The sequence below is a fragment of the Cellvibrio sp. ATLC23 genome, from assembly GCF_057196725.1.
In genome coordinates this window covers 589,289-611,323 of the sequence record NZ_JBXUOS010000001.1, presented here as the reverse complement: position 1 = coordinate 611,323, position 22,035 = coordinate 589,289, and the positions used below count along the sequence as shown (strand labels likewise).

Below are 22,035 nucleotides of genomic sequence, written 5' to 3'. Positions count from 1 at the left end.
ATGTTACGGTTTAATCTATTAATCAGCTCATTAATTGTATTGCTCGCACAACCCGCCTTGAGTGCATCATGGCTCGAGTGCGATGGCGACAGCGGTAAAAAATTGCGCTGGGGTGGAAACTCCACTAGCGCGCGCATCAACACCACCAGTTTCAGTGGCAGCAATCTAACTGCTGCACAACGGGGCATTACTGCTACCAATGCCAACCCTTCACCTTTTGTTATTAATGCCATCACTGAAACTGGCACTGTCGGTAGAGGAAATGGCCAAAACGAAATTTACGCAAAAAACATATCGCCACCGGGTGTGGCACAAATGAATTATCACTGCTATTGGTTTTTTGGCTGGCATTACGGTTTGGATGAGGTGGATATAGTGTTGGATTCAGATCGAACCTGGACTAGCTCTACCGCCAAATCATCCAACTTTAGCTACACAGGTTCAGCGCGCCCGATTGACTCCGTTATCACGCACGAGGCGGGGCATTTTCTCGGTTTAATGCATGTAAATTGGGAATACAACGTGATGGGGGATTCATGGCGACACCACCACACCAATGGCACTACTGCCAGTATTTATTTCGGTGAGGACGCGTCCCACGGCGCGAGAATTTTGTACGGCAATCAAAGCAGCGCGTTTAATGATGTGTCGGTATCCCACTGGCGTCGTACTGGTGCCGATGGCGAATACTCCAGCCACGATCGCGTAAGAGTGCGCAACAGTGCCAATACCGCAACCTTAACGCCCATTACCATCGCCGGTGAACCGGGTTTCCGAGTCACCCGTGGCACCACTGTGCGCCCGGAATTCACCTTGGAAAACAATGGTAAATCCACACTAAGTAATATCAGTTTTGGAATTTATGTGTCCACCAACGATTTTATTAGCACAGGCGACAGGCGGCTTGGCGGCGGTACATTCGGTTCACTTAGCCCGGACGATGTACACACCACCACCATTCCGGTATTTATTCCCAGCGATTTAACCCTGGGGCAAAATTATTGGCTCGGTATTATTATCGATGAAAACAATACTATTTCCGAAACCAATGGCAATAACAACATGACTTACATTCCAATTCGGATTCAATAGTCACACAACAAACTGATTGTTTTGCGATGCAAAAAACGCCGGAACTGAATTGCTCCGGCGTTTTTTATTATCATGGCTGCCAGCTGTTATTTAACCTGCGGCGATACCCACTCCACCACATCTTTACTTAGATCCCTCAAGCATTTGCGCGTCGCTGAACAGACAGTCACGCCATTCCCCAAATCCAATACGTTAGTCGATGGGGTAAACTCATTCAATGTCATGATGGCGCAGGTGTGTTTCGCAGTGACCATATCCTCCGCCCCCTTGATTAACGCAACAGTGACTTGCACCTTTGGTAGCGGATTGCTTTGCTTGGTACCAAATTGACGCTCCTCACTCCCCAAAACCAACTGTTCAATATCGATCGCGACTACCGGTATAACACCATTGAGGATTTTGTCTGTTGTACCAACAGGCTCAATCTGAATGCCATCCTGTTTGGCCTGCTCGACAATATTCTTAACCAATATCTTATCGATATTACAAGGGAACTCGGATTGCTTGTAGTTATAACCCTTCACATTAAAGCCAATATTTTTATTGATGTAGACCAGCGGCACCTTCTCATCCCTAGGCGCGGATTCAGGTGCAGCGACAGCAAACAGGGGACATATAAATACAGACAGGAATAGAGAGCGTTTTATCAGTGATAATGAAAGTTTCATAACCTTACCTTTTGTAGTTACGATTAAGTAGGTGTGCGATTAATGAGGCACTCATCGATACGTCGGAGGATGTGTGTGAATTGAATATATTGCAAATGGCGATAAAAACACTGACCATACTAAAACCTCGTGCTTACCTTTTGCTTACCAACTTTTTTCAATTAAAAATCAATAAGTTAGAACAACCCTAAAAACGCACATTACTTGTATTTACACATTCATATCTTGCAAAATTACACCCATAGTCGCAGCTTACCGAATTGACTGCACGCCAAACAGACCAATAAAAACACTGACCGGAAAAGGCTCAACTATGCTGACCGCAACAGGCCACCCCCTGCAATGAACACCCAGCAAGAAAACAGTTTTATGTTGGGTGAAGTAAGGGTATCGCCATCACACAACACACTTTGGGCACGCAACAAAAGCCTCAAGCTGCAACCCAAAGCGATGGCAGTGCTGCACTACCTTGCCAGTAATCAAAGCCGAGTGATCAGCAATGAAGAGCTGATTGAACGCTTATGGGAGGGCCGTGTCGTCACTCATGGTTCAGTACAAAAAAGTATTAATGCACTGCGCACTGCATTACATGAGTTAATTGGCAATCAGGAATGGATTGCGCATTATTCCAAACGCGGTTATCAACTCAGGATCGAACCGCAGTTTCTCACACCGCTACCATCCGGCACGACGAGTGAATCCTACGCAGTTGCAAACCAACCAAATAACAGGCGCAATCTGCGCAAGTGGCGCATCGCAAGCATGGTGGCATTGGCACTACTGGTGATTGCAGTGACGTATAACACCGTCAACTGGCATACCGTCTACTTACCACACAATCACCAAACAGTTTTTACCACAACTCAGGGCTACACTAACGAAACCGGCCACGAGCGTAACGCGACCCCACACCCTGACAATCAACATCTCGCCTATATCCGCGAAAAACGCATTTCCGATAAGCTAAGTCAAAGCGAAAGTGAAATCATTATTCGCAATGCAAACGGTAAAGATTGGCGCATCGCCAACACTGATGGCAACTGGTTCAAACTAGCTTGGTCACCTGCCGGTAACAATCTGGTAGCGATTGAAGTAAAACGCCGCGACGGTTTGCCACTAGGCACCCATTTTTATCAACCGCCTAATTATCTTTATTCTTTTCATATATTCAGCCTGGATTTTGCGCAGGAACGATTACTGGAAAAACAACAGCTAAGCCAATGGCAAGGCCATATATTCAGTGTCACTTGGTGGGATGAAAGCACAGTCGAAATTGTCGCCAAGCAAGGGCCCAACGCCGGCAATGCACGCTATCGCTACTCCATTCTGGATCAACAATTAACCCTACTGGATGAATTCGAAGGTGCAACCAACCCAATTGCTAGCGCTGTTCTGAAACAAAAAACGGCCATTGCCAGTGTGCATAAAAATCAAATCAACATTGATTTTTTAAGTGCCCAACAAAAACCCATCAGCCGTGTGAATTTGGATGTGAACTTGACCGATATGAGTTGGATTCCTGACGGCAGCGGTGTACTAGTCTATGCCGAAGATGAGCGAAAACTAATCGCCGTCTATTTAGATGGAAAACAAACACCCATCCCACTCGCCGACAGCAAAGATAAAATTTTCTCTCGCCCACACTATAGTGCAGACGGCAGTGGAATTTTTTACACGGAAGAAAAGCGCAGCGCCAATATTGTATTGGCAGGACTAGACGGCACAAAAAAGCAGCTAACTGAAAACACCAACTTAAATTATGCCGCAAGCTTCTCACCCAACGGCGATGAAGTGGTATATGCCTCGGTGCGCAACAATCAAATACACTTGTGGTTAATAGAGAACGGGCAAGAACGCCAACTGACCCAACAACCTGTCCCCAAAAAAATCGATAGCATTATTTGGTCAGATGACGGCGAGCATATTGTTTTCAACGCCAACAATCAGCTCTTCCACCACAACTTCCTCAGCAATGAAACAATTTTGTTGTTGAGCAATAGCGATAAAATCGAACCAATCGCCTATTTTCCCACCAGCAATCGTCTGTATGCACTTAAGTACAGCGGCGACATTAGAAACTTATGGCGTATTGAAGGCGAGCAACAAAAACAACTCACCTTTGGTGCCGTCGGCTCAGCTATAGAATACGGCGGTGATATTTATTTTCAATACATCGGCGAAAACGGCTTTTGGGCTTTGCGCAACAAAGATGACACGCTTGAACGCATAACGTCCAACCTGGAGCAATACAGCAAATTACTGAAAGCCGACAGCAAAGGAATTTATTTTATAAACGGCGGCGTCTGTCAGGAATCCGACATCTTTTATCAAGATTATGCAACACCAAGCAAGTCGATATTTCTAGCGCAACAAAACAGCGCCGTATCGACCACCTCTTTTAATGCAAATAAAGGATTGTTGCAGACGGAGTGTTATTTGCCGGAGGCAAATATTGTGCTGTTAAATAAATAATCGCCACTCCGCTAACATGAGACACCTCAAAGTGACAGACTGATTTTCATCAGCAAAAAGGATATACTGATGATCTTGCACTATCAGCAATTTAAAATGAAGTCCTCTGCAGTGGCCACACACGCCAAATGATATGTATCACCTTGTAACAGCAAATTTGGCATCAGCGAAAAATTGGCAGGAGAGTTGAATTGAACCCACAATTAGACGGAAATGGAGTACTCTCCCCACTGTTGAGCATTGTGATCTGTACCTATAATAATTCTGAATCATTAGCCATTACCATACAGCAAATATTATCGCAAAAAATTAGTAATCCTGAGCGAGTAGAATTAGTTGTCATTAATAACAATAGCTCTGACAACACACATCAAGTATTAGAAAACATACAACATACTAATTTTCCTTTTAGGCATTACTTTGAGCCTCGCCAAGGCATTTCCCATGCTAGAAATACGGGGTTCGAAAACTCACTTGGCACATATATTTTATATACTGATGATGATGCTGAAATACCTCAATATTGGTTAGAGAAGTATATCAACAGGATATTGGTCAGCAATCCAGATTGCATCTTCGGAAAAATTACTGTTATTTGGGATATGCCGTCGCCATGGTGGTATGAAGATGAAAAATATCAAAGTTTTTTTGCTGCGCTTGATTATGGAGATGAAGAGTTTCAAATAAGCGATAAGAGATACCCCTTTCTCTCAAAAAATGCCTGTATTAGAAAAAACTGTCTTATCGAAATTGGTGGATTCGACCCAACCTTGGGGCGTAAAGGCGCGCTATTAGCTGGCGGAGAAGAAACTTTGGTATTTTATCGTCTTGTTGAAGCAGAAAAGACTATTTACTATTGCCCCGAATTGACAATCAGGCATAGATTAAAGCCACGGGAATACAAAGAGGAAAACATAACCAATCAATATATGGCGTGCGCCAAACCCATATTAAGAATCGCAACACTGCAACCAGGAAAACGATTTCTAAACAAACCACTTGGCGTTTTAGAGAACCAAATAAAAGAAATAATATACAGCCTTCCAATGCTATTAACCGCATACATCACCGGCAACAAAAAAGAATTTTTTTATCAAAGCCTTCGTTTTCGAAGAGCTTTTTTAATCACTTTACTTTGGTTCGGAAACCTCTAATAGCTTGGTCAAAGCAAAACTAACCGCCTGCCTTTGTATCGCTGCCCTATCCCCATCAAACCGCTTCAATTCAGTTTTTATTTCTCCAGCTGCCGTAGCCCAAGCAAACCAAACCGTGCCAACCGGCTTCTCAACTGAGCCACCACTTGGCCCGGCAATACCACTAATCGCAACCGCTATATCAGCGCCCGATAATGCCAGCACACCTCTGGCCATTTCGATGACAACGGCTTCGCTCACTGCACCTTCGCGTGCGAGAGTTTCGCTGGATACACCGAGCAGCTTTTCTTTTGCGGCATTGGCGTAGCTAACGATTCCGTATTCAAACCAAGCGGAGCTGCCAGGAATTGCCGTGATCGCCGCAGCGACGCCACCGCCAGTGCAAGATTCTGCGGTGGCGATGCGCCAATTGCGCTGTAGTAATTGCTCACCGAGACATTGGCTTAACTGGTGTAGATGATCATCCATATTGTGGAACCCGATTAGCAAAAAATAAGATGGCGATAGTGTGCCGCCAATTGGTTATAGATGCCAGCACGGGAAACTTTTAAGCGGGTGCGATAAGGCGATCTATACTTGAAGCCATATAACTGGTGAGAGATTGCGCGTGCAGACAATTCCGGGGTATCACATTAAAACGCTGATTGGCGAAGGCGGTATGGCCAAGGTGTATTTGGCAGTACAGAAATCCCTCGACCGGGCCGTTGCTATCAAAGTATTGGATGCAAGCCTGAACCAAGATCCGATCATTCAAGCGCAATTTGAACAAGAGTCCACATTGGTGGCGCGGTTAAGCCATCCGAATATTATTCAAATAATTGATAAAGGGATGAGCGAACAACAATTGCCCTATTTTGTTATGCCGTATGTGAAAAGTGTTTCGCTCGAAACCATATTACCGCGCACCGATATTAGCCTCACGCGCAAATTAAATATTCTTATCCAGCTATGCAGCGCATTGGCCTATGCACATCGCAACGGGGTTGTGCACCGCGATATCAAACCAGCCAATATTTTGGTGGATTATGATGGTCACGCCTACTTAGTGGATTTTGGTATTGCTGGTTACTTTACTGCGAATAAAGAAGCAACTGACCCCAATCAAGAAAGAATTATGGGAACCGATGCTTACATGGCACCCGAGCAACACAGTGGCACATCGCACACCAATCAATTGAGTGATATTTATTCTCTTGGAATTTTGATGCACGAGTTAATTTTTGGTGTAGTGCCCATGCTCGCCAATGAGCAAACTTACGCACAACAAACCAACGACAAATACCAAATGGCCAATGCATTGCGGCCATTAATTAATCGCTGTATTGAAGCTGATCTCAAGCAGCGCCCTAGCAGCGCTGATGAAGTTCGCCAGCAACTATTATTAATTTCGCAGGGGCGACATTTACAAGGCAATCGCTGGGGCAACGAATCTACCCGCGATAACATTCCGCCGAACTACATCTTGCTCGATGTTTTAAAAGAAAATCCTTTTGGTGCAACTTATTTAGTGAACGATCCCAATCGCCAACGTTTTTTGGTGATAAAAAAACAAAACCTCGATCACCTAGGTAACGCGCCGCAATACGCTGCCAAATTAACCCAGGTGCAACATCCCCATATAGTGCGCATCTTTGGTACAGGGAAAAATCCGCGGGTATTCATCAGCGCAATGGAGTATTTACCCGGCGGAAGCTTACAAGAGCGACTGACTCAATCGCTCAGCCTAGGGCAGTGTTTAACGATTGCACAGCAACTGTGTAACGCCCTCGCCTGCGCCCATTCTTACGGAATCGTGCACGGCAATTTACGCCCTAGCAATGTATTGTTTGCGGAAAAGAATCATTTAAAACTGAGTGACTTTGGCTTTCCTGCACACAGCTATGGCGATGATGCTCACTGGTATCAACCTGCCAATGAAGCTGTATCTACCGGTGCTGACGTCTATGCTTTGGGTGCAATACTATTCCAATTATTTACCGGAACCTTGCCCTCACCCAGCTTATGGGGATTAAAAAATCGCTGGCGGTTACGCAAAGCACCACCCAAAGTGGGCCGCTTGATTTTGCAAATTATCCACACTAGCCCGCACAAACGTATTGCGAGTGCGGAATTGGCTGGCAGCGTATTTAGCCAGCTACAGGGCGAGCAAAAAACACAGATTCTGGAAAAAATGATTGGCAATTAATCCGGTTTTTCCGCAACTGGCTCAAGTGGCACCAACTCCAAGGTAAGTCCGCTTATTGTAGTTCCAGATGGTGGGCCACCTTTACGCACCGCTTTCACACCTGTCGGTTTATGTTGCGCCTGCGCTTCGGCCGCGCGCTTCTGTTCTTGCTGCAAAACCAAGGCAGCCTGTCTTTCATCGGCCTTACGTTTTAACTGCACCGCCATTTGCCTGCATTTATCCGCTTGCAATTGCAAGTTCGGTATTTCAGTCAAAATATCAGCCAATAAATTATACGCATCAGGTAAACCGGAAAACTCGGGATACAATTTATGCATACCATTTAGCAACTTCACCGCTAACTTTGAATCCCCCTGCTGCTTCAACAAAGTAGCCAGTTGCACACGCATGATGGGTGAATCGGGAAGATAATCAGGTGCGACACACAAGATCTGCTTAAACGTTGGCGTCAGTTTATCGAATCGTTTGCGACGATTGAGGAATTCCAAATAGGTCAGCCCGTAATCTTCCATCAAAGCCGTTTTTTTGCATGCGTAAAGTAAATCAAAAAACTTATCAAAAAATAGGGGTTCATTGGGGTATTGCTTAAACGCATGGTAATAAAGCTTTATTAGCTGTTCGTAATCCCCTTCTTTTAGCATGACTTCAATTTTTGCGGTAAGCCGCTCTTGTTCACTGCGCTGTGAACCTTCATCGTCTTCATCCGAACGTGCGCTGTAACCTAATTGTTCTTGATATTGAAACAACATGTAGCCCATCAAATGAAACATCACCACTGTGTAGTAATTTGAAACAATCGATTGCAATAAATACGACATTGCCGGAAACACTGCACCGATCCACTCATGCAACACACCGACCGAGGTCATCATGATTAACATAAACACAATTAGCAGTCCGTAAGGCAAACCGATTGCTGCCATCAGCGCAATAGCGGCAAAAGGATTCATAGCCCCTAGCATATTTTCCGTTTGCGCAAAACGAATCAAAATCGCTGGATAAGAAAACACCGCGATAAAACCCAATAAACCACCGAGCGCTGCGCCGAGATAATAATAAGCAGCCCCAACAAGTACAGTTAACACCACTGTCATTAGCACCAGTTGCAATAACAACTTGATCCCGCCGGAATAGGCATCCATCACATCCGGGGCTTTCATTTCACCCATCGCGGTGCGTTCAAGACAAGTAAAGCTGTACTTCATCAGTGAGCCGGCAGCGAACAAATACATCGCTAAGGATAGAATCCATAAAAACGGCATAAGCGCTGCGAGCAATGAAATGATCGCCGTGATGACAATCAAACTCATCGAGTTAGCATTGACCGGATACTTAAACGCTTCTTTTAACCTGCGCCAAAATGGCTCTACCGTATTGGCAGAGCCGAGACTTTCCAGCACTGCGCCGCAAACAAAACAATGCGCTGCCCTGTGTGCGTCATCAACACATTTATCACATTGCCGACTATTGCAGGCACGGCACGCATAGGTGGCGCCATCCAGCGGATGATATTTACAGTAATCCACGTTCAGCTCCTTGTGCGAGTTGTTGGGCTACAGCATCGTAATGGGATTTTTTCCCCGTATCGCGCAAGCGCAGAAAGGCTGCCGCTAATTTGCTCGCGTAAACCGAAAGCGCTGGATTGTTACAACCGCGCGCCTGTAGCTGCAAAAATAATTGCTCCGCCGATTGCGGGCTTTCCAACGCAGTAAATTGCATGCCCAATTTTAAGGCGGCTTGCTCGGATAACTGCATGTGCACATCAGGATTATCCTTCCACACCTTGTCCAACTTTTTCACCTCTTCCGGCGCTAGCAGCGGCACTGTTAATAAGTTTAACGTTGCTGGCAAATAGGCGTCGCCTCGCGAAATTTTTAGCAAATTGTAGCGAATCATCGCCACATCAAATGTCAAACCGGTAGTTTGAATCAGCGCATCCACTAGCGCTAAGGCTTGGTCAAAGCGATGTTTTTCAATAGCGGTATAAATATCGGCTAATTGTTGCTGACGAGGATCAATCGTTTGATCGGTTTCAATATAGTGAGTGTTGAGCGTGTTGCGATTAAAAAGCCAGGCAATCCCAATCAATAGCGCACCGGCGATAAAACCGCCCGCATGCGCCATAAACGCCACATTGGATTCAGTATCGCTGTGATAACTGTAAATCTCTTTGCCAATATAAAATGGCAAGATCAACAGCGCTGGGGCACGAAAATAACCGACAAAAAAGAAAAACCAATAAAAGAATTCAATCTTCTTTAAGCGGAAAACTGCAAGGTACATGGCCATGACACCCGAAATAGCACCGGATGCACCCACCAGCGGTGTAGTACTGCTCCAATCCGACGCGACTTGCGCAAAACCAGCGGCAACACCCGAGACTAAATAAAATAACAAAAATCGCCAGTGGCCAATTGCCGCCTCTACCGCAAAGCCACAGATAATTAAAAAGAACATATTGCCCAACAAATGCATAATATCGCCGTGCAAAAACTGATGCGTAATAAACGTGGAGACGCGCATATCGCTCGCTCGCAAACCATTGGCGATGTAGCTAACAGATTGTAATTGCGCATGCAGGCGCGTCCGCTCAGGCGCCCACTCAGCGTAATAGTCCGGGGTAAAATAGCTGCGGTAATTTTTCTGCAGATAGGCGTAGAAGGCTTCGTTCATCACCATATCGCCAATAATCAAGTCAACATCACCCTGCTGAAATTGTTGGCGATAGTTCTTCAGCAGTATGAGGTCCTGCTTTTCTTCCAGATACTTTTCAAATACCGGCCACTCTTGCGCAAAATAATCTTTGGTTTGGTAAGTGGTAATGGCCTCAATAATTTTTTTGGTATCGCCGCTCTGGTAGAAAAAAAATACCATTACGTTCAGCAATACCAACGTGCACAGCACTATGGGAGCATTGCGCCAATCCAGTTGTTTTTCGGTGGGGACTATAATCATTGTTTATTCTCTATTCCTTTTTGGGTCGCACTGAGACAAAAATTTAGCTGGTATTCGGCCGCCAACTCCACGCAGGGATGAATTCTACCCAACCTTTGGCGCCATACCTAATGCGGATTTAACCTACCTTCAATACGGCATTGACTCCCCCATTCCCCTTAGCAAACAACTAAGCCCCAAAGTGACCTATATATATGAAGCCCAGTTTTCTCTTGACACTTTTCAACTGACCGCTATTATTAGCTTATAAATATGATTTATATAACAATCAATAAATGAGAGGAAGCCATGAGATACACCGCATCAACCCGCTATGCCCGCTCCAGCCTGTTTTTAGCGATCAGCTTGTTAGGACCTTGGGCGAATGCCCAGAGCACTGCACAAGATGTCCAAATTGAGGAGGTTGTGGTAACCGGTATGCGCGCGTCACTGGAGAAGGCGATTGCCGTGAAACGGCAAAGCACTAAGGTAATGGAGGCTTTGGCAATGGATGATATCAATGCCACTCCAGCAGTGACTATTGCCGAAGCCCTGGTGCGTTTACCCGGTATAAATGGCTCCCGCGACCGCGGCAATGAAAGCCAAGCCGCTATTCGTGGCCTAGGTCCACGTATGGTATTAGGTACAGTAAATGGCCGAGAAGCAGCAAGCCCGGAACCTGGCCGCGCTATTCGTTATGAACAATATCCCTCTGAGCTGGTATCAGCTGCAGAGGTCTTTAAAACCCAATCTGCCGAATTGGTAGAGGGCGGTATTGCTGGCACCATCAACCTTAAAACGATTTCCCCACTCACACACACCGGCCCTAAAGCGACCATTCGTGTCGGTGTGCAGTACAACGAAAGTGCTGAAGATATTCCCAATTACGATCCTCTCGGCAACCGCATGAGCGGTGCTTTTATTCATCAATTCAGTGATAACTTTGCGGTGGCCATTGGTGCATCCACCCAAACTCAAAAGAATGCCTACGGCTCCTTGCAAGGCTGGGGTTACAGCAGCGGCAACTGGGATCTGGATGGCCAAGGCTCTGTAGGCAATACCCCTTGGGGTGTAGCAGCTGAAGTGAAAAAACTCGATACCGATCGCGATGGCGTGATGACTACGTTTGAGTGGCAGGCGACCGACGCGCTCAACGTAAAATACGATGTGCTTTACACCAAATTTGCGATGGACGAACAACAAAATCAAACCTGGGCACAAGATATAGGTTTGAATCCCGGCCCATGGGGTGGCTGGGGCATTGAAGATACTAATGCAGATGGTCGCCCGGATAATTTATTAAGCAACGTAGTAATTGATGGTGATAAAGCGGTTGCAGCGACCATCAATGGGTGGGAAGGCCAAATGCGCCATGTGATTGCTGCTTACCAACAAGAGAATAGCGGTGTTACCCAAGGCTTAAAATTCAGCCACACAGGTTTTGACAACTGGCAAATCGATGTGGATTTTTCGCATTCCACCGCAGAACGTAAAAACTACTGGAATGCGATCTATCTGGATCAGTATGCCGAAACCTTTAGCTACGATACCCGTGGTCGCCCCTCTATTACCGCACCTGAAGGCTCACCATTGTTAACGCCGCAAAATGCCTCGTATAACTACATTGGCAATGCTAACGAAGGTTCAACGCTGGAAGACGAACTGCAGAGTGCTCAGTTTGATATCAAACGCGATTTGGACGCCGGCCATTTACGTGCACTGACATTTGGTGCACGTACCGCTGACCGCGAGAAAGAAGTGATCTGGACCGATTTCAGCATGAATCGCGCAGACGATAACGGCAACGCCGTGGCATTCCCTCAAGGTTTTCTCAGCGCATACACCCTCGGTGCGTTTAATACCATTCCGTTCCTGAACGCTCCTTCTTACGCAAAAACAGCAGACATCATTTACGGAGGTGTCGCCTATAGCACAGCAGCCGTGAATGAAAGCCGCTACTGGAAAGTGCAAGAGCAAAACGAAGCTGTTTATGTGAAGCTGGATTTTGAAGGCCAACTGGGCGGTTTAGATTACAACGCCAATATCGGTGTACGCCAAGTTGAAATCAATACCGAAAGCTACGCATTAAATGGCGATCACGTGGACAATGATTTCTCCAAAGCCCTGCCCAGCGCTAGCTTGAACCTGGATCTCGACGATACTCGCAAACTGCGCATTGGCGTTGCGCAAGCAATTTCCCGTCCGCCATTAGATGAGCTGCGCGCAGGTCAATACATCAACGCTATTAACACGGGCAGTTCCGGTGGTGCTGGCAACCCACTGCTGGATCCATTTACTTCAGATCAAATTGATGTCTCATACGAATGGTATTTTGCATCAGAATCATTGGCGGCACTGAGTCTGTATTACAAAGACATCGATAACTACATCGGCAACGCCACTGTAGGAACCTTCACCAGCCAGCAAGGCACATTTGAAATTTACGGCCCGGTGAATGGCAATGGCGGCTATGTGCGCGGCGCGGAAGTTACGTTCCAAATGCCGTTTGAATTTCTGCCAGTAGAAGGTTTTGGCATCTACTCTAACTACGCCTTTGCCGAATCCAATATTTATGAATTTGCCCCATCAGACAATCCATTACCCATGGCTGGCTTGGCAAGAGATACGGCGACGCTGGATTTGTGGTACAGCAACTTCGGTTTAGATGCGCGCTTGGGCTGGAAATACCACTCGACTTACACCAGTGCCTTCAGCTGGGATAGTTATGACCTCACCACCTTAGACGCTGAACTGGGTGTTGGCCTCAGCCTCGCCTATGAAATTAACGAAAATTACAATGTGCGCTTCCAAGTGTTCAACCTTACCAACGAACCGCTGCGCCTAACTCAGAATAACGATTCAGCTAACCTGAAACGTTTCGATGATTACGGTCGCAGCTACTTGATTGATTTCACCTGGAAACTGTAAGCATTGGTTTCTCTGCATGAACCACCCCTTATTACGGCTGCATGTGCAGCCGTGTTTTTTTGAGTCGTTTGTAACGCGAGAATGTGATGAAAAACTGGTTAACAAAATTCGCCTACCTTCTAGGTATTTTGCTTGCTGCATTGCATGCAAACAGCTGGGCCGAAACGCCTTTTTATATCGGCGCCGATTTATCCTACGTCAATGAGATGGAAGACTGCGGTGCGACCTACCGCGACGCAGGCAAAAAAGTTGATCCTTTTGCCCTGTTTGCCAATAAAGGCGCCAACATTGTGCGTGTACGCTTGTGGCATAACGCTGAATGGACAAAATATTCTGATTTGCCAGATGTAGAAAAAACGCTAAAGCGCGCGAAAGACAACAAAATGAAAACCCTGCTGGATTTTCACTATTCCGACACTTGGACTGACCCGGAAAAACAATTTATTCCCAAAGCCTGGGCACATATCAGCGATACCGATGAACTCGCAAAAGCACTTTACGATTACACTACCGAAACCCTTCGCGCACTCGATGCGAAAAATCTTTTGCCAGATATGGTGCAAGTCGGCAATGAAACCAATATCGAAATACTGCAACAAGAAAAATTCATCGTGCATGACATTCCCAATTGGCCACGCAATGCACAACTGTTAAACAGCGGAATTAAAGCAGTGCGTGATTACAGCAAAGTATCCAATAAGCACATCCAGATTGTGTTGCACATTGCGCAACCGGAAAATGCGCTTTGGTGGTTTAAGCAGGCCGACGAAAACAGCATTGTCGATTACGATATCATCGGCCTTTCCTATTATCCACAATGGTCTATTTATACGCTGTCAGATCTACCCAAAGCGCTTAAAGAATTAAAAAAAACCTACCACAAAGACGTCATGATTGTAGAAACGGCCTACCCTTGGACACTGAATAATAGCGACCAAGCCAGCAATGTGCTGGGAGAAAAAGCTGTACTGCCCGAGCATCCCGCCACAGCCAAAGGCCAACTGAGTTACTTACTCAAATTAACCCAATTAGTCAAAAGCGCGGGCGGATTAGGCGTTATCTATTGGGAGCCTGCTTGGGTTAGCAGCCGTTGCAAAACGCTATGGGGAACAGGTTCGCACTGGGAAAATGCCAGCTTTTTTGATGCAACGCGCCGCAACAACGCCCTGCCCTCCTTTTTGTTTTTTTCGGCAGAGTACACCGAATAATTAAATCCCCCTGTAATTTAAAAGAAAACGAGTGAGAGACATTATGATAAATACCAAAATTTTCAACCGGGGCAAATTTTACGTGTACAGCCTCGCGTTATACAGCCTAATCACCGGCTGCTCGCCCAGCGCACAAAATACAGCCCCGGTTACAGACATGCTCTATGACAAAGACTGGCAATTTTTCCGCAGCGACAGTGCGCTCGATTTAGCCGCAGCACAGCAATACAAAAACTGGGAAACAGTGCAAATTCCCCACACACCCAAAATTGAACCACTGGTTGTTAACGAGCAATTTCAAGGCGACGCCTGGTATAAAAAAGCCATTACTACAGAAGAGAGCTGGCAAGGAAAACAAATCTCCCTGAAATTTGAAGCGGCGATGAATGTAGCGGAAGTTTGGCTGAATGGCGAAAAGCTCATCACCCATATAGGCGGATATCTGCCCTTTACGGTTAATCTCACCGAAAAATTAAAATGGGGCGCAGCCAATGAATTGTTGGTGCGTTTGGACAACCGCGATAATGCCATCACCGGCCCCAAACCCTTAAAAGATTTGGATTTTAATACCTATGGCGGCATTTATCGCCATGTGTATTTACAAATTAATAATGACTTACATATTACTGATGCAGTTGCCGCAAACACAACCGCCAGCGGCGGCATTTTTGTCACTTACCCACAAGTCACTCGTGAACAAGCAACTATCAAGATTAATACTCATTTATTTAATGCGCATATCGATCCGAAGAAATTTCGCGTGGTACAAAAATTATTGGACGGCGACAAAGTTATAGTTGATCAGACTGGTGACCTACAAGCCGTCAATGGTAAAACTAATGTGGAAAATAGCATTACCTTAACCCTCAACAAGCCGCGTCTTTGGTCACCTAAAACCCCCAACCTCTACAATTTGGTAACAAGAGTTTATGAGGGGGAATCGTTGGTTGATGAGCAGACTACACGCATTGGTATTCGCGAATTCAAATGGGTAGACAATCAATTATTGATTAATGGCGAAAAAACGTTTTTGCGCGGTGTCAACCGCCATCAAGAGTATCCTTACATTGGCTATGCAACTTCGGATGCAGCGGATTATCGCGATGCAGTGAAAATAAAATCTGCCGGTTTTGATTATGTGCGTCTCTCGCACTACCCGCACTCGCCAGCCTTTATGGCAGCGGCCGATGAATTGGGCTTAGTGTTACTAGATTCAATTTTAGGCTGGCAATATTTTTCTGAAGACCCGGCATTTCAAACGCAGATTCAACAAACCTGTCGCGACTTAATTCGCCGCGACCGCAATCATCCATCCGTAATGGCTTGGGAGTGTTCGCTCAACGAATCATGGATGACGGAGCCTTTTATCGATTCCCTCACCAACATTATCGCAGAAGAATATCCCGGTGCCATGTCGGCCGGCTGGCAGGAATACGGTTACGATATTTATCTACAAGCACGCCAGCATCGTTTGGAACATTACAAAAAGCCAAACAAACCTTATGTCGTGAGCGAATACGGCGATTGGGAATACTACGCAATGAATGCTGGTCTAAACCAAACAGCCTGGGCAAATTTGTTACAAGCAGACCGCTCCAGCCGCCAATTACTGAGCGATGGAGAACAACGTTTACTGCAACAGGCATCTAACATTCAGGAAGCTCACAATGATAATTTCAACACCCCCGCTTTTGCCGATGGTTATTGGGTGATGTTTGATTACAATCGCGGTTATGCACCGGATTTAGAAAGTTCAGGCATTATGAGCATTGATCGTTTACCCAAATACAGCTACTACTTTTACCAAAGCCAACGCGATGCCAGTGAAATCTCAGACAAATTCAGTTCCGGCCCAATGGTATTTATTGCCAGTGAATGGAATGAAACATCCGACACCAATGTGCGCATATTCAGTAACGCGGATGAAGTAGAACTGTTGCTTAACGGAAAAATTATTGCCAAACAAACACCGGAGACAAACGGCAATAGCAACAATTTGCCACACCCACCATTCACCTTTGCATTAGAAAAATTTGAAGCAGGTGAATTAAAAGCTATTGCGTACATCAATGGCAAAGCCGTCGCCGAACATCGTCAGGTTACCGCAGGTGCCGCAAAAAGTTTGCGACTAACTTTAGACACCAGCGGCAAAGCTGCACAAGCAGGCGTTAAGGATGCAATATTTGTATACGCGCAATTAGTAGATGGTGAGGGTAATCCGGTGTACAGCAACAATATCCCGATCACCTTCAGTGTGAAAGGCAGTGCAACACTAATCAGTCCTGCAGAAGTAAGCACCAGCGGAGGTGTTTCCAGTGCGTTAATTGAGGTTGGCGATTCATTAGAAGATATTATTGTTAGCGCAAGACTCGGAGAGCACTCTCCTGCGAGCATCAAAATTCAATAAAAATCGTGAATGGTCATTACGTTTATGCCTTCGTTGAAAAACTAAAACCGCGCGATTGCGCGGTTTTTAACACAAAGAATTAAACAATACGCTTGCGTGCGACACCCAAGGCGATAATGCCTAATCCAAACAGTGCCAGACTAAACGGCTCAGGAACACTAGTCTTAATATTTGTGAATACAAATTGGTGGTCGTTGTAATCGAAATCACCTAAATCAGGCAAATCCTCGAATGCCACATAGGTATAAGCACCGGCCGGAATCAAACCACCGCCGCCAAAATTTGTAGCGTAGGTATGGTTCTTGCCATCCGAATTTAAGGTTTCATCGGAATACCATGATGTTCCAGTTGTAAGCACTTTTAACTCGAACGTTAAATGATCTCCAGCGGAGACGTTGCCCAGAAAGAATGAATCACCATAGGATGAGGTACGATTCATTAAGCCATATAAGCCAGTCGGAACTCCATTAACCCACATACCGATCATGCTGTTATAGCCAGCATCAGTTGCATAAAAATATGCGGTAACACCACCATCAGCTTCGGCCACAAACGAACTGGTGGGAGCAGGTGTACCTATATTCGGATACGGAATGGTGGCTGCGTTGGATGACATCGCGAGAGAAGCACTTAAAGCGGCTACAGCAATACTTAGTTGTTTAAACATAATCTTTCTCCGTGAATTGAAAACATAAGCTAAATTGCAGTATTAAGGAATTAATGCATTAGTGAGTTAGCAATAGCTATGCCAGATAAAATCCATGATTCCACTAGGTAATGACAGAAAAATAAAAATGTAAAATATATCGACGAAAATTCAATTTTTTCTACCAAAAACTTCTTAGCAGATATCACCTCACACTTGAGTGCATATCCTCCCGCCTATTACATTTCTTTTTAGCTTCGAAATATGTTCGCTGGCCCACGCAAACCAGGTAAAAATAGAGAAAATATTTTCACTCTTGCATTTTTTACAAAATTTTCGCAAAAAAAAACCGCATTGAAAATTCGATGCGGTTTTCGCTTTTGATGATTAAAGATAATTACGCTATTGGGATTTACTTAAACGCGTCCCACACCGCAGTCGCTTTACCGTTATTATCCATAGCGCCGAGTGTATAGCCTTTCCAACCCGGACGCGCTTCTGGTTCCCAATAGAAAATTGCCAAGCCTTTATTGCCACTCACCTGTCCTAGTTTGGTGACCATATCTTTCACGATAGTTTGCGCCTGAGAGTTATCCCAAGGTACTCCAATTTCAGAAATCATCACCGGTACAGCGTAGCGTGCGACCATATCGTTCAAGTTATTTAAACACGCGGTGTTGGCATTCTGCCATGTGTAACCCGAAGCGTTGGTGGGATAAGACGATGCGCCAATCACATCAAATTTCCCGCCATTTGCTTTCAGGCCATCAAAAATCCAGCGGAAATTGGCGTTGTCATGGCAATTGGCAAGATGCACAACCACTTTGCTGCTGGGGTAGATAGATTTAGCGGCGTTGTAACCCGTCGTGGTGAGCCACGCATAATTTTTCATGTTGACCGATGCTTTTCCATCATCCCATAACATACCGTTGTTGGTTTCATTACCGACTTGGACCCAGTCCACGGTAACGCCCGCATCTTTTACGGCTTGTAATGTATATCTCGTTGAATTCCACACCGCATCCATCAATTGTTGGAAAGTATAATTTTTCCACGCAACGGGCTTGGTTTGCTGACCAGGGTCGGCCCAGCTGTCACTGTAGTGAAAATCAATCATTACTTTCATGCCCGCCGCTTTGGCACGCTTGGCTTTAGCAACTACATCTTGCGTACCGTTGTACCAACCATCAGCCGGGTTAACCCATACACGTAAACGCACCGCAGTCATGCCCTGCTCTTTCATAATCGCCAAAATATCTTTCTTAACGCCGCTGCGGTTATAGAAGCTTAGGCCATTGGCTTCAATTTCCGACATCCAACTTACGTCAGCCCCTTTTAAAGGTGCAGCAAAACAGGAGGCGACGGGAAAAGTTAATACTGTAGCAATGCAGGCAGATAACGCCCATTTCGTTAGTTTCATGATATTCACCATTATTGTTATTAAGGGTTTTCTCAACTATCCCGCTCAGACTTGCGGAGATAGCCCCATGCAAGATAACTGCATCTCACATATTATTTATATTATAAATAATAATTTTATGCAAGGACCCTTTAGGCGGTGGCAATAAAGGGTTACAACTAGGGAGGAGGTAAACGCCTTACAAAAGTGGAATTTCAGCCTGTGAAGTTGAGCGGGAATTGGGTTTAGGTGGGTTATCGCCGCTACGATAGGTAAATACCATGGAAAATTTGGTCTTATCGGTAATGTTGCGCCCAGCGGCATGGAATAAATTGCTGTGAAATAACAATAGATCGCCCTGCTTCAACGGCACCGCAGTGGTTTGGTCGAGCAAGGTTTTGTTGGAGTCAAGGTCAGTGCGCAAAAACTGGCATGCATCCAGCTGGTCCGTGGTAATCGCCCAATGATGGGAGCCCGGCAACACCAGTAAACAACCGTTCTCCCGTTGCTCATCGCCCAAAGCTAACCAGGCAGAGACTAAATCGGCGCGCGCGAAATTCCAGTAACGACTGTCGCGATGCCAGCCGGTCACACTCGAATAAGCAGGTTGTTTGGTCATAATGCAGTTGTGATGTGCCTGCGACAAAAACACATCTGCGCCAAGTAACTGATGCAGAATTCCCTTTAGGGGATCAGTCGTAGCCCAATCCAACAACATAGGATGACGCTGCGATGCCATCAACAAGCGCCGCGCTGTTGCACCGCCCTCAGCAGTACGCGATCGCGGTGCGCCGGGGTATTGGGTATCCGCCTCAAATTCAATCGGCATGGCTTGCCGTTGCAGTTCACTTTTTGCCAAAGTCACAACACTTTCACAAAATGATCCATCAGAGAAACCGGACAGCACAAGGTAACCCTTTTCTTTGAACTCGCGTATTTGTTCAGATTTAAGCATCGCAATCAATAACTCAAGAATATAACCACCAAATATGCCCTTACAGCGCGGGCGGATTATATAGCAGAGCAAGTTAACTACCTATTAATACTCGGCGCACTTTATACGCTAGACGCCGCTGAGACTTGCAAGGTAAACAAGCGAAGTGCTATGGTCTTGCCATGAATACTTGCTTACCCACTTCTTACTCCATCACCTCAGTTTGCGCGCCGGAATGCAATTCCATCCGCGCCTTTGTCGTTTTTGGCGGTTAAGCTTTTTTATCGCTTAATCGCCCTACCATCAAAACCTTTTAATACTCATTACTTCCTTATTATTTCACTTAGGATTGGCCACATCGCCGACCTCACTTTATTTTTTGGAGCAAGCCGTGCGCGCAAAAAAAGAAACCTTACCCATCATTTCAAAAACCGATTATTTACAACTCATCAAACTGATTGAGCAGCATGACACACCCGCAGCCGAAGCCTTAGATATTGAATTGGGTCGTGCGGAAATAGCACCAAGCGCAGACGTACCGAGCGATGCAGTAACAATGGGCTCGACCGCTACGTTTACTGACCTGGATTCAGATGAAGAAAAAACCATTACGCTGGTTTATCCAAACGAAGCGGATGTAGCACAAATGAAAATATCTATTTTATCGCCCGTTGGCAGCGCATTAATCGGCTTGCGCATTGGCGGCGAAATTGATTGGCCGGTGCCATTAGGGAAAGTTCGTCGTTTGAAAGTGATTGCTGTGCAGCAATCATAAGCTCAAAAAAATCTGAAGCCCAAGAATAATCCAAAGCATGATAGTTATTTTCAGCTCATTTATTCGGTGACGAAAAATACTTTCATTTTATTAAACATTCCTTTGCGTCCACTCAAACTCCATCTGCCGTGCGGTAGCTTCAGCCAACGGCATTCCGGCAATACGCGAAACTAAATGTAAACTCATATCGATGCCCGCTGAAATTCCTGCTGATGTTACCACTGTGCCTTCATCAACCCAGCGCACATTATTCAATACATTGAGTGAGGGAAATGCTTGTTGGAGGTCGGCAATATCTTCCCAATGAGTGGTTACTTTTTGCGAGGTGATCACAGCAGATTTTGCCAACAAAAAAGCTCCTGTACAGACAGAGGCGGTAATTTTTGCTGTGGCTGCCGTGTGTTTAATCCAATCGATGACCGATAATTTTTCCATTTCAGCATTCACAACACCACCTGGGATAATTAAAACATCGATTGCAGGGTGCTGAGCAAAGGTAAATTCAGGTACAAACTTTAGCCCTGCCCTTGCTGCAACTGGAGTCGTAGTTTCAGCAATTGAAAACACTGAAAACGCCTTCGGCGATTCAGAATGCAGGCGTGCAGCAACACGCGCAGCTGTGGTAAACACCTCATAGGGGCCAGCAAAATCCAACACTTCTACTTCGGAAAAAAGAAAAATACCTACATTAATAGTCATCACAATCTCCTTGAAAAAACTTTTGGGCAATAAAAAAACCGCCGCAGTTGCCTGGGCGGTTTTTTGATCTAACCCGGAGCTTACTACGACCAGATTACAGACCTACGACGTTTTCAGCTTGTGGGCCTTTTTGACCGGGCTTAACGTCGAACTCTACTTTTTGGCCTTCTGCCAGAGTTTTAAAACCTGCACCGCTGATAGCGCTGTAGTGAACGAATACATCTTGACCCGCTTCACTTGCAATAAAACCAAAACCTTTGGATTCGTTGAACCATTTAACGGTACCAGTACTTCTAGCCATAATAAACCTCGATGTTCTTTATCAATAAAAAATGAATACCCCAAGGTGGAGCTATGCTGGCGGATTCAGATGCTACTTATGAAGAACAAAACGTGGTGCTAATAGATGTACTGCTAGAACAACGAGGTGACTTACCATAAATATTGCTGCGAACAGACCAGCTGATTAAATATATTCCCAGCTTTTCTTGATGTAAAGGCTTTATTGTGGCGGTTTATCCATGTTTTCTAGGG

Annotated in this window: 17 protein-coding genes; 8 read left to right on the top strand and 9 right to left on the bottom strand. The window is 45.5% G+C overall.

Annotation, left to right across the window (positions count from 1 at the left end):
* Positions 1-1,092: a CARDB domain-containing protein gene (locus tag AC2CG4_RS02460; protein ID WP_484484744.1), complete on the top strand. Its 1,092-nt coding sequence runs from the start codon at positions 1-3 to the stop codon at positions 1,090-1,092.
* A gap of 86 nt (positions 1,093-1,178) precedes the next feature.
* Here the strand turns inward: AC2CG4_RS02460 and AC2CG4_RS02455 are convergent, their stop codons facing one another.
* A complete protein-coding gene (locus AC2CG4_RS02455) occupies positions 1,179-1,760 on the bottom strand; it encodes a hypothetical protein (protein WP_484484743.1) in 582 nt (193 codons plus the stop codon).
* Between the two features lie 342 nt (positions 1,761-2,102).
* Between AC2CG4_RS02455 and AC2CG4_RS02450 the strand changes: the two genes are divergently transcribed.
* Entirely contained in the window at positions 2,103-4,232 is a 2,130-nt protein-coding gene (locus AC2CG4_RS02450; RefSeq protein WP_484484742.1) for a winged helix-turn-helix domain-containing protein, read from the top strand.
* A 191-nt stretch (positions 4,233-4,423) separates the two neighbouring features.
* Positions 4,424-5,386 (top strand): glycosyltransferase family 2 protein, encoded by a 963-nt coding sequence (locus AC2CG4_RS02445; RefSeq protein WP_484484741.1) that lies wholly within the window; start codon positions 4,424-4,426, stop codon positions 5,384-5,386.
* Here AC2CG4_RS02445 and AC2CG4_RS02440 read toward each other — a convergent pair.
* A complete protein-coding gene (locus AC2CG4_RS02440; protein WP_484484740.1) occupies positions 5,363-5,854 on the bottom strand; it encodes a CinA family protein in 492 nt (163 codons plus the stop codon). The genes AC2CG4_RS02445 and AC2CG4_RS02440 overlap by 24 nt on opposite strands.
* Positions 5,855-5,993: 139 nt before the next feature.
* Here AC2CG4_RS02440 and AC2CG4_RS02435 point away from each other — a divergent pair, with 139 nt between their 5' ends.
* A complete protein-coding gene (locus tag AC2CG4_RS02435) occupies positions 5,994-7,571 on the top strand; it encodes a protein kinase domain-containing protein (RefSeq protein WP_484484739.1) in 1,578 nt (525 codons plus the stop codon).
* Here AC2CG4_RS02435 and AC2CG4_RS02430 read toward each other — a convergent pair.
* Both AC2CG4_RS02430 and AC2CG4_RS02425 read right to left on the bottom strand, forming a co-directional pair.
* Positions 7,568-9,097, bottom strand: a complete 1,530-nt coding sequence (locus AC2CG4_RS02430) for a hypothetical protein (RefSeq protein WP_484484738.1) — start codon at positions 9,095-9,097, stop codon at positions 7,568-7,570. The genes AC2CG4_RS02435 and AC2CG4_RS02430 overlap by 4 nt on opposite strands.
* A complete protein-coding gene (locus tag AC2CG4_RS02425) occupies positions 9,084-10,526 on the bottom strand; it encodes a rhomboid family intramembrane serine protease (protein WP_484484737.1) in 1,443 nt (480 codons plus the stop codon). Before AC2CG4_RS02425 ends, AC2CG4_RS02430 begins: the two co-directional genes overlap by 14 nt.
* Before the next feature lie 288 nt (positions 10,527-10,814).
* Between AC2CG4_RS02425 and AC2CG4_RS02420 the strand changes: the two genes are divergently transcribed.
* The 3 genes from AC2CG4_RS02420 to AC2CG4_RS02410 all read left to right on the top strand — a co-directional run bounded on the left by AC2CG4_RS02420 (position 10,815) and on the right by AC2CG4_RS02410 (position 17,048).
* Entirely contained in the window at positions 10,815-13,433 is a 2,619-nt protein-coding gene (locus tag AC2CG4_RS02420; protein WP_484484736.1) for a TonB-dependent receptor, read from the top strand.
* Between the two features lie 86 nt (positions 13,434-13,519).
* On the top strand, positions 13,520-14,641 hold the full coding sequence (locus AC2CG4_RS02415) for a glycoside hydrolase family 53 protein (RefSeq protein ID WP_484484735.1): 1,122 nt from the start codon (positions 13,520-13,522) through the stop codon (positions 14,639-14,641).
* Between the two features lie 43 nt (positions 14,642-14,684).
* Positions 14,685-17,048, top strand: coding sequence for a glycoside hydrolase family 2 TIM barrel-domain containing protein (locus AC2CG4_RS02410; RefSeq protein WP_484484734.1), 2,364 nt, complete (start codon positions 14,685-14,687; stop codon positions 17,046-17,048).
* A gap of 79 nt (positions 17,049-17,127) precedes the next feature.
* On the opposite strand, the gene AC2CG4_RS02405 is transcribed toward AC2CG4_RS02410, so the two are convergent.
* From AC2CG4_RS02405 to AC2CG4_RS02395, 3 genes are all read right to left on the bottom strand, one after another.
* Entirely contained in the window at positions 17,128-17,715 is a 588-nt protein-coding gene (locus tag AC2CG4_RS02405) for a DUF4114 domain-containing protein (protein ID WP_484484733.1), read from the bottom strand.
* Between the two features lie 391 nt (positions 17,716-18,106).
* Complete coding sequence (locus AC2CG4_RS02400) at positions 18,107-19,114, bottom strand: glycoside hydrolase family 53 protein (RefSeq protein ID WP_484484732.1); 1,008 nt, start codon at positions 19,112-19,114, stop codon at positions 18,107-18,109.
* A 178-nt stretch (positions 19,115-19,292) separates the two neighbouring features.
* Positions 19,293-20,120 carry a phytanoyl-CoA dioxygenase family protein gene (locus tag AC2CG4_RS02395; RefSeq protein ID WP_484484731.1) on the bottom strand — a complete coding sequence of 276 codons (828 nt, stop codon included), beginning with the start codon at positions 20,118-20,120 and terminating at the stop codon, positions 19,293-19,295.
* Positions 20,121-20,418: 298 nt separating this feature from the next.
* Between AC2CG4_RS02395 and rnk the strand changes: the two genes are divergently transcribed.
* Positions 20,419-20,802 carry a nucleoside diphosphate kinase regulator gene (gene rnk / locus AC2CG4_RS02390; protein ID WP_484484730.1) on the top strand — a complete coding sequence of 128 codons (384 nt, stop codon included), beginning with the start codon at positions 20,419-20,421 and terminating at the stop codon, positions 20,800-20,802.
* A gap of 90 nt (positions 20,803-20,892) precedes the next feature.
* Here rnk and AC2CG4_RS02385 read toward each other — a convergent pair whose 3' ends face one another.
* Together AC2CG4_RS02385 and AC2CG4_RS02380 are read right to left on the bottom strand one after the other, a co-directional pair.
* Entirely contained in the window at positions 20,893-21,501 is a 609-nt protein-coding gene (locus tag AC2CG4_RS02385; protein ID WP_484484729.1) for a DJ-1/PfpI family protein, read from the bottom strand.
* 94 nt (positions 21,502-21,595) lie between these two features.
* Positions 21,596-21,802, bottom strand: coding sequence for a cold-shock protein (locus tag AC2CG4_RS02380; protein ID WP_062064842.1), 207 nt, complete (start codon positions 21,800-21,802; stop codon positions 21,596-21,598).
* Positions 21,803-22,035: the final 233 nt, after the last annotated feature.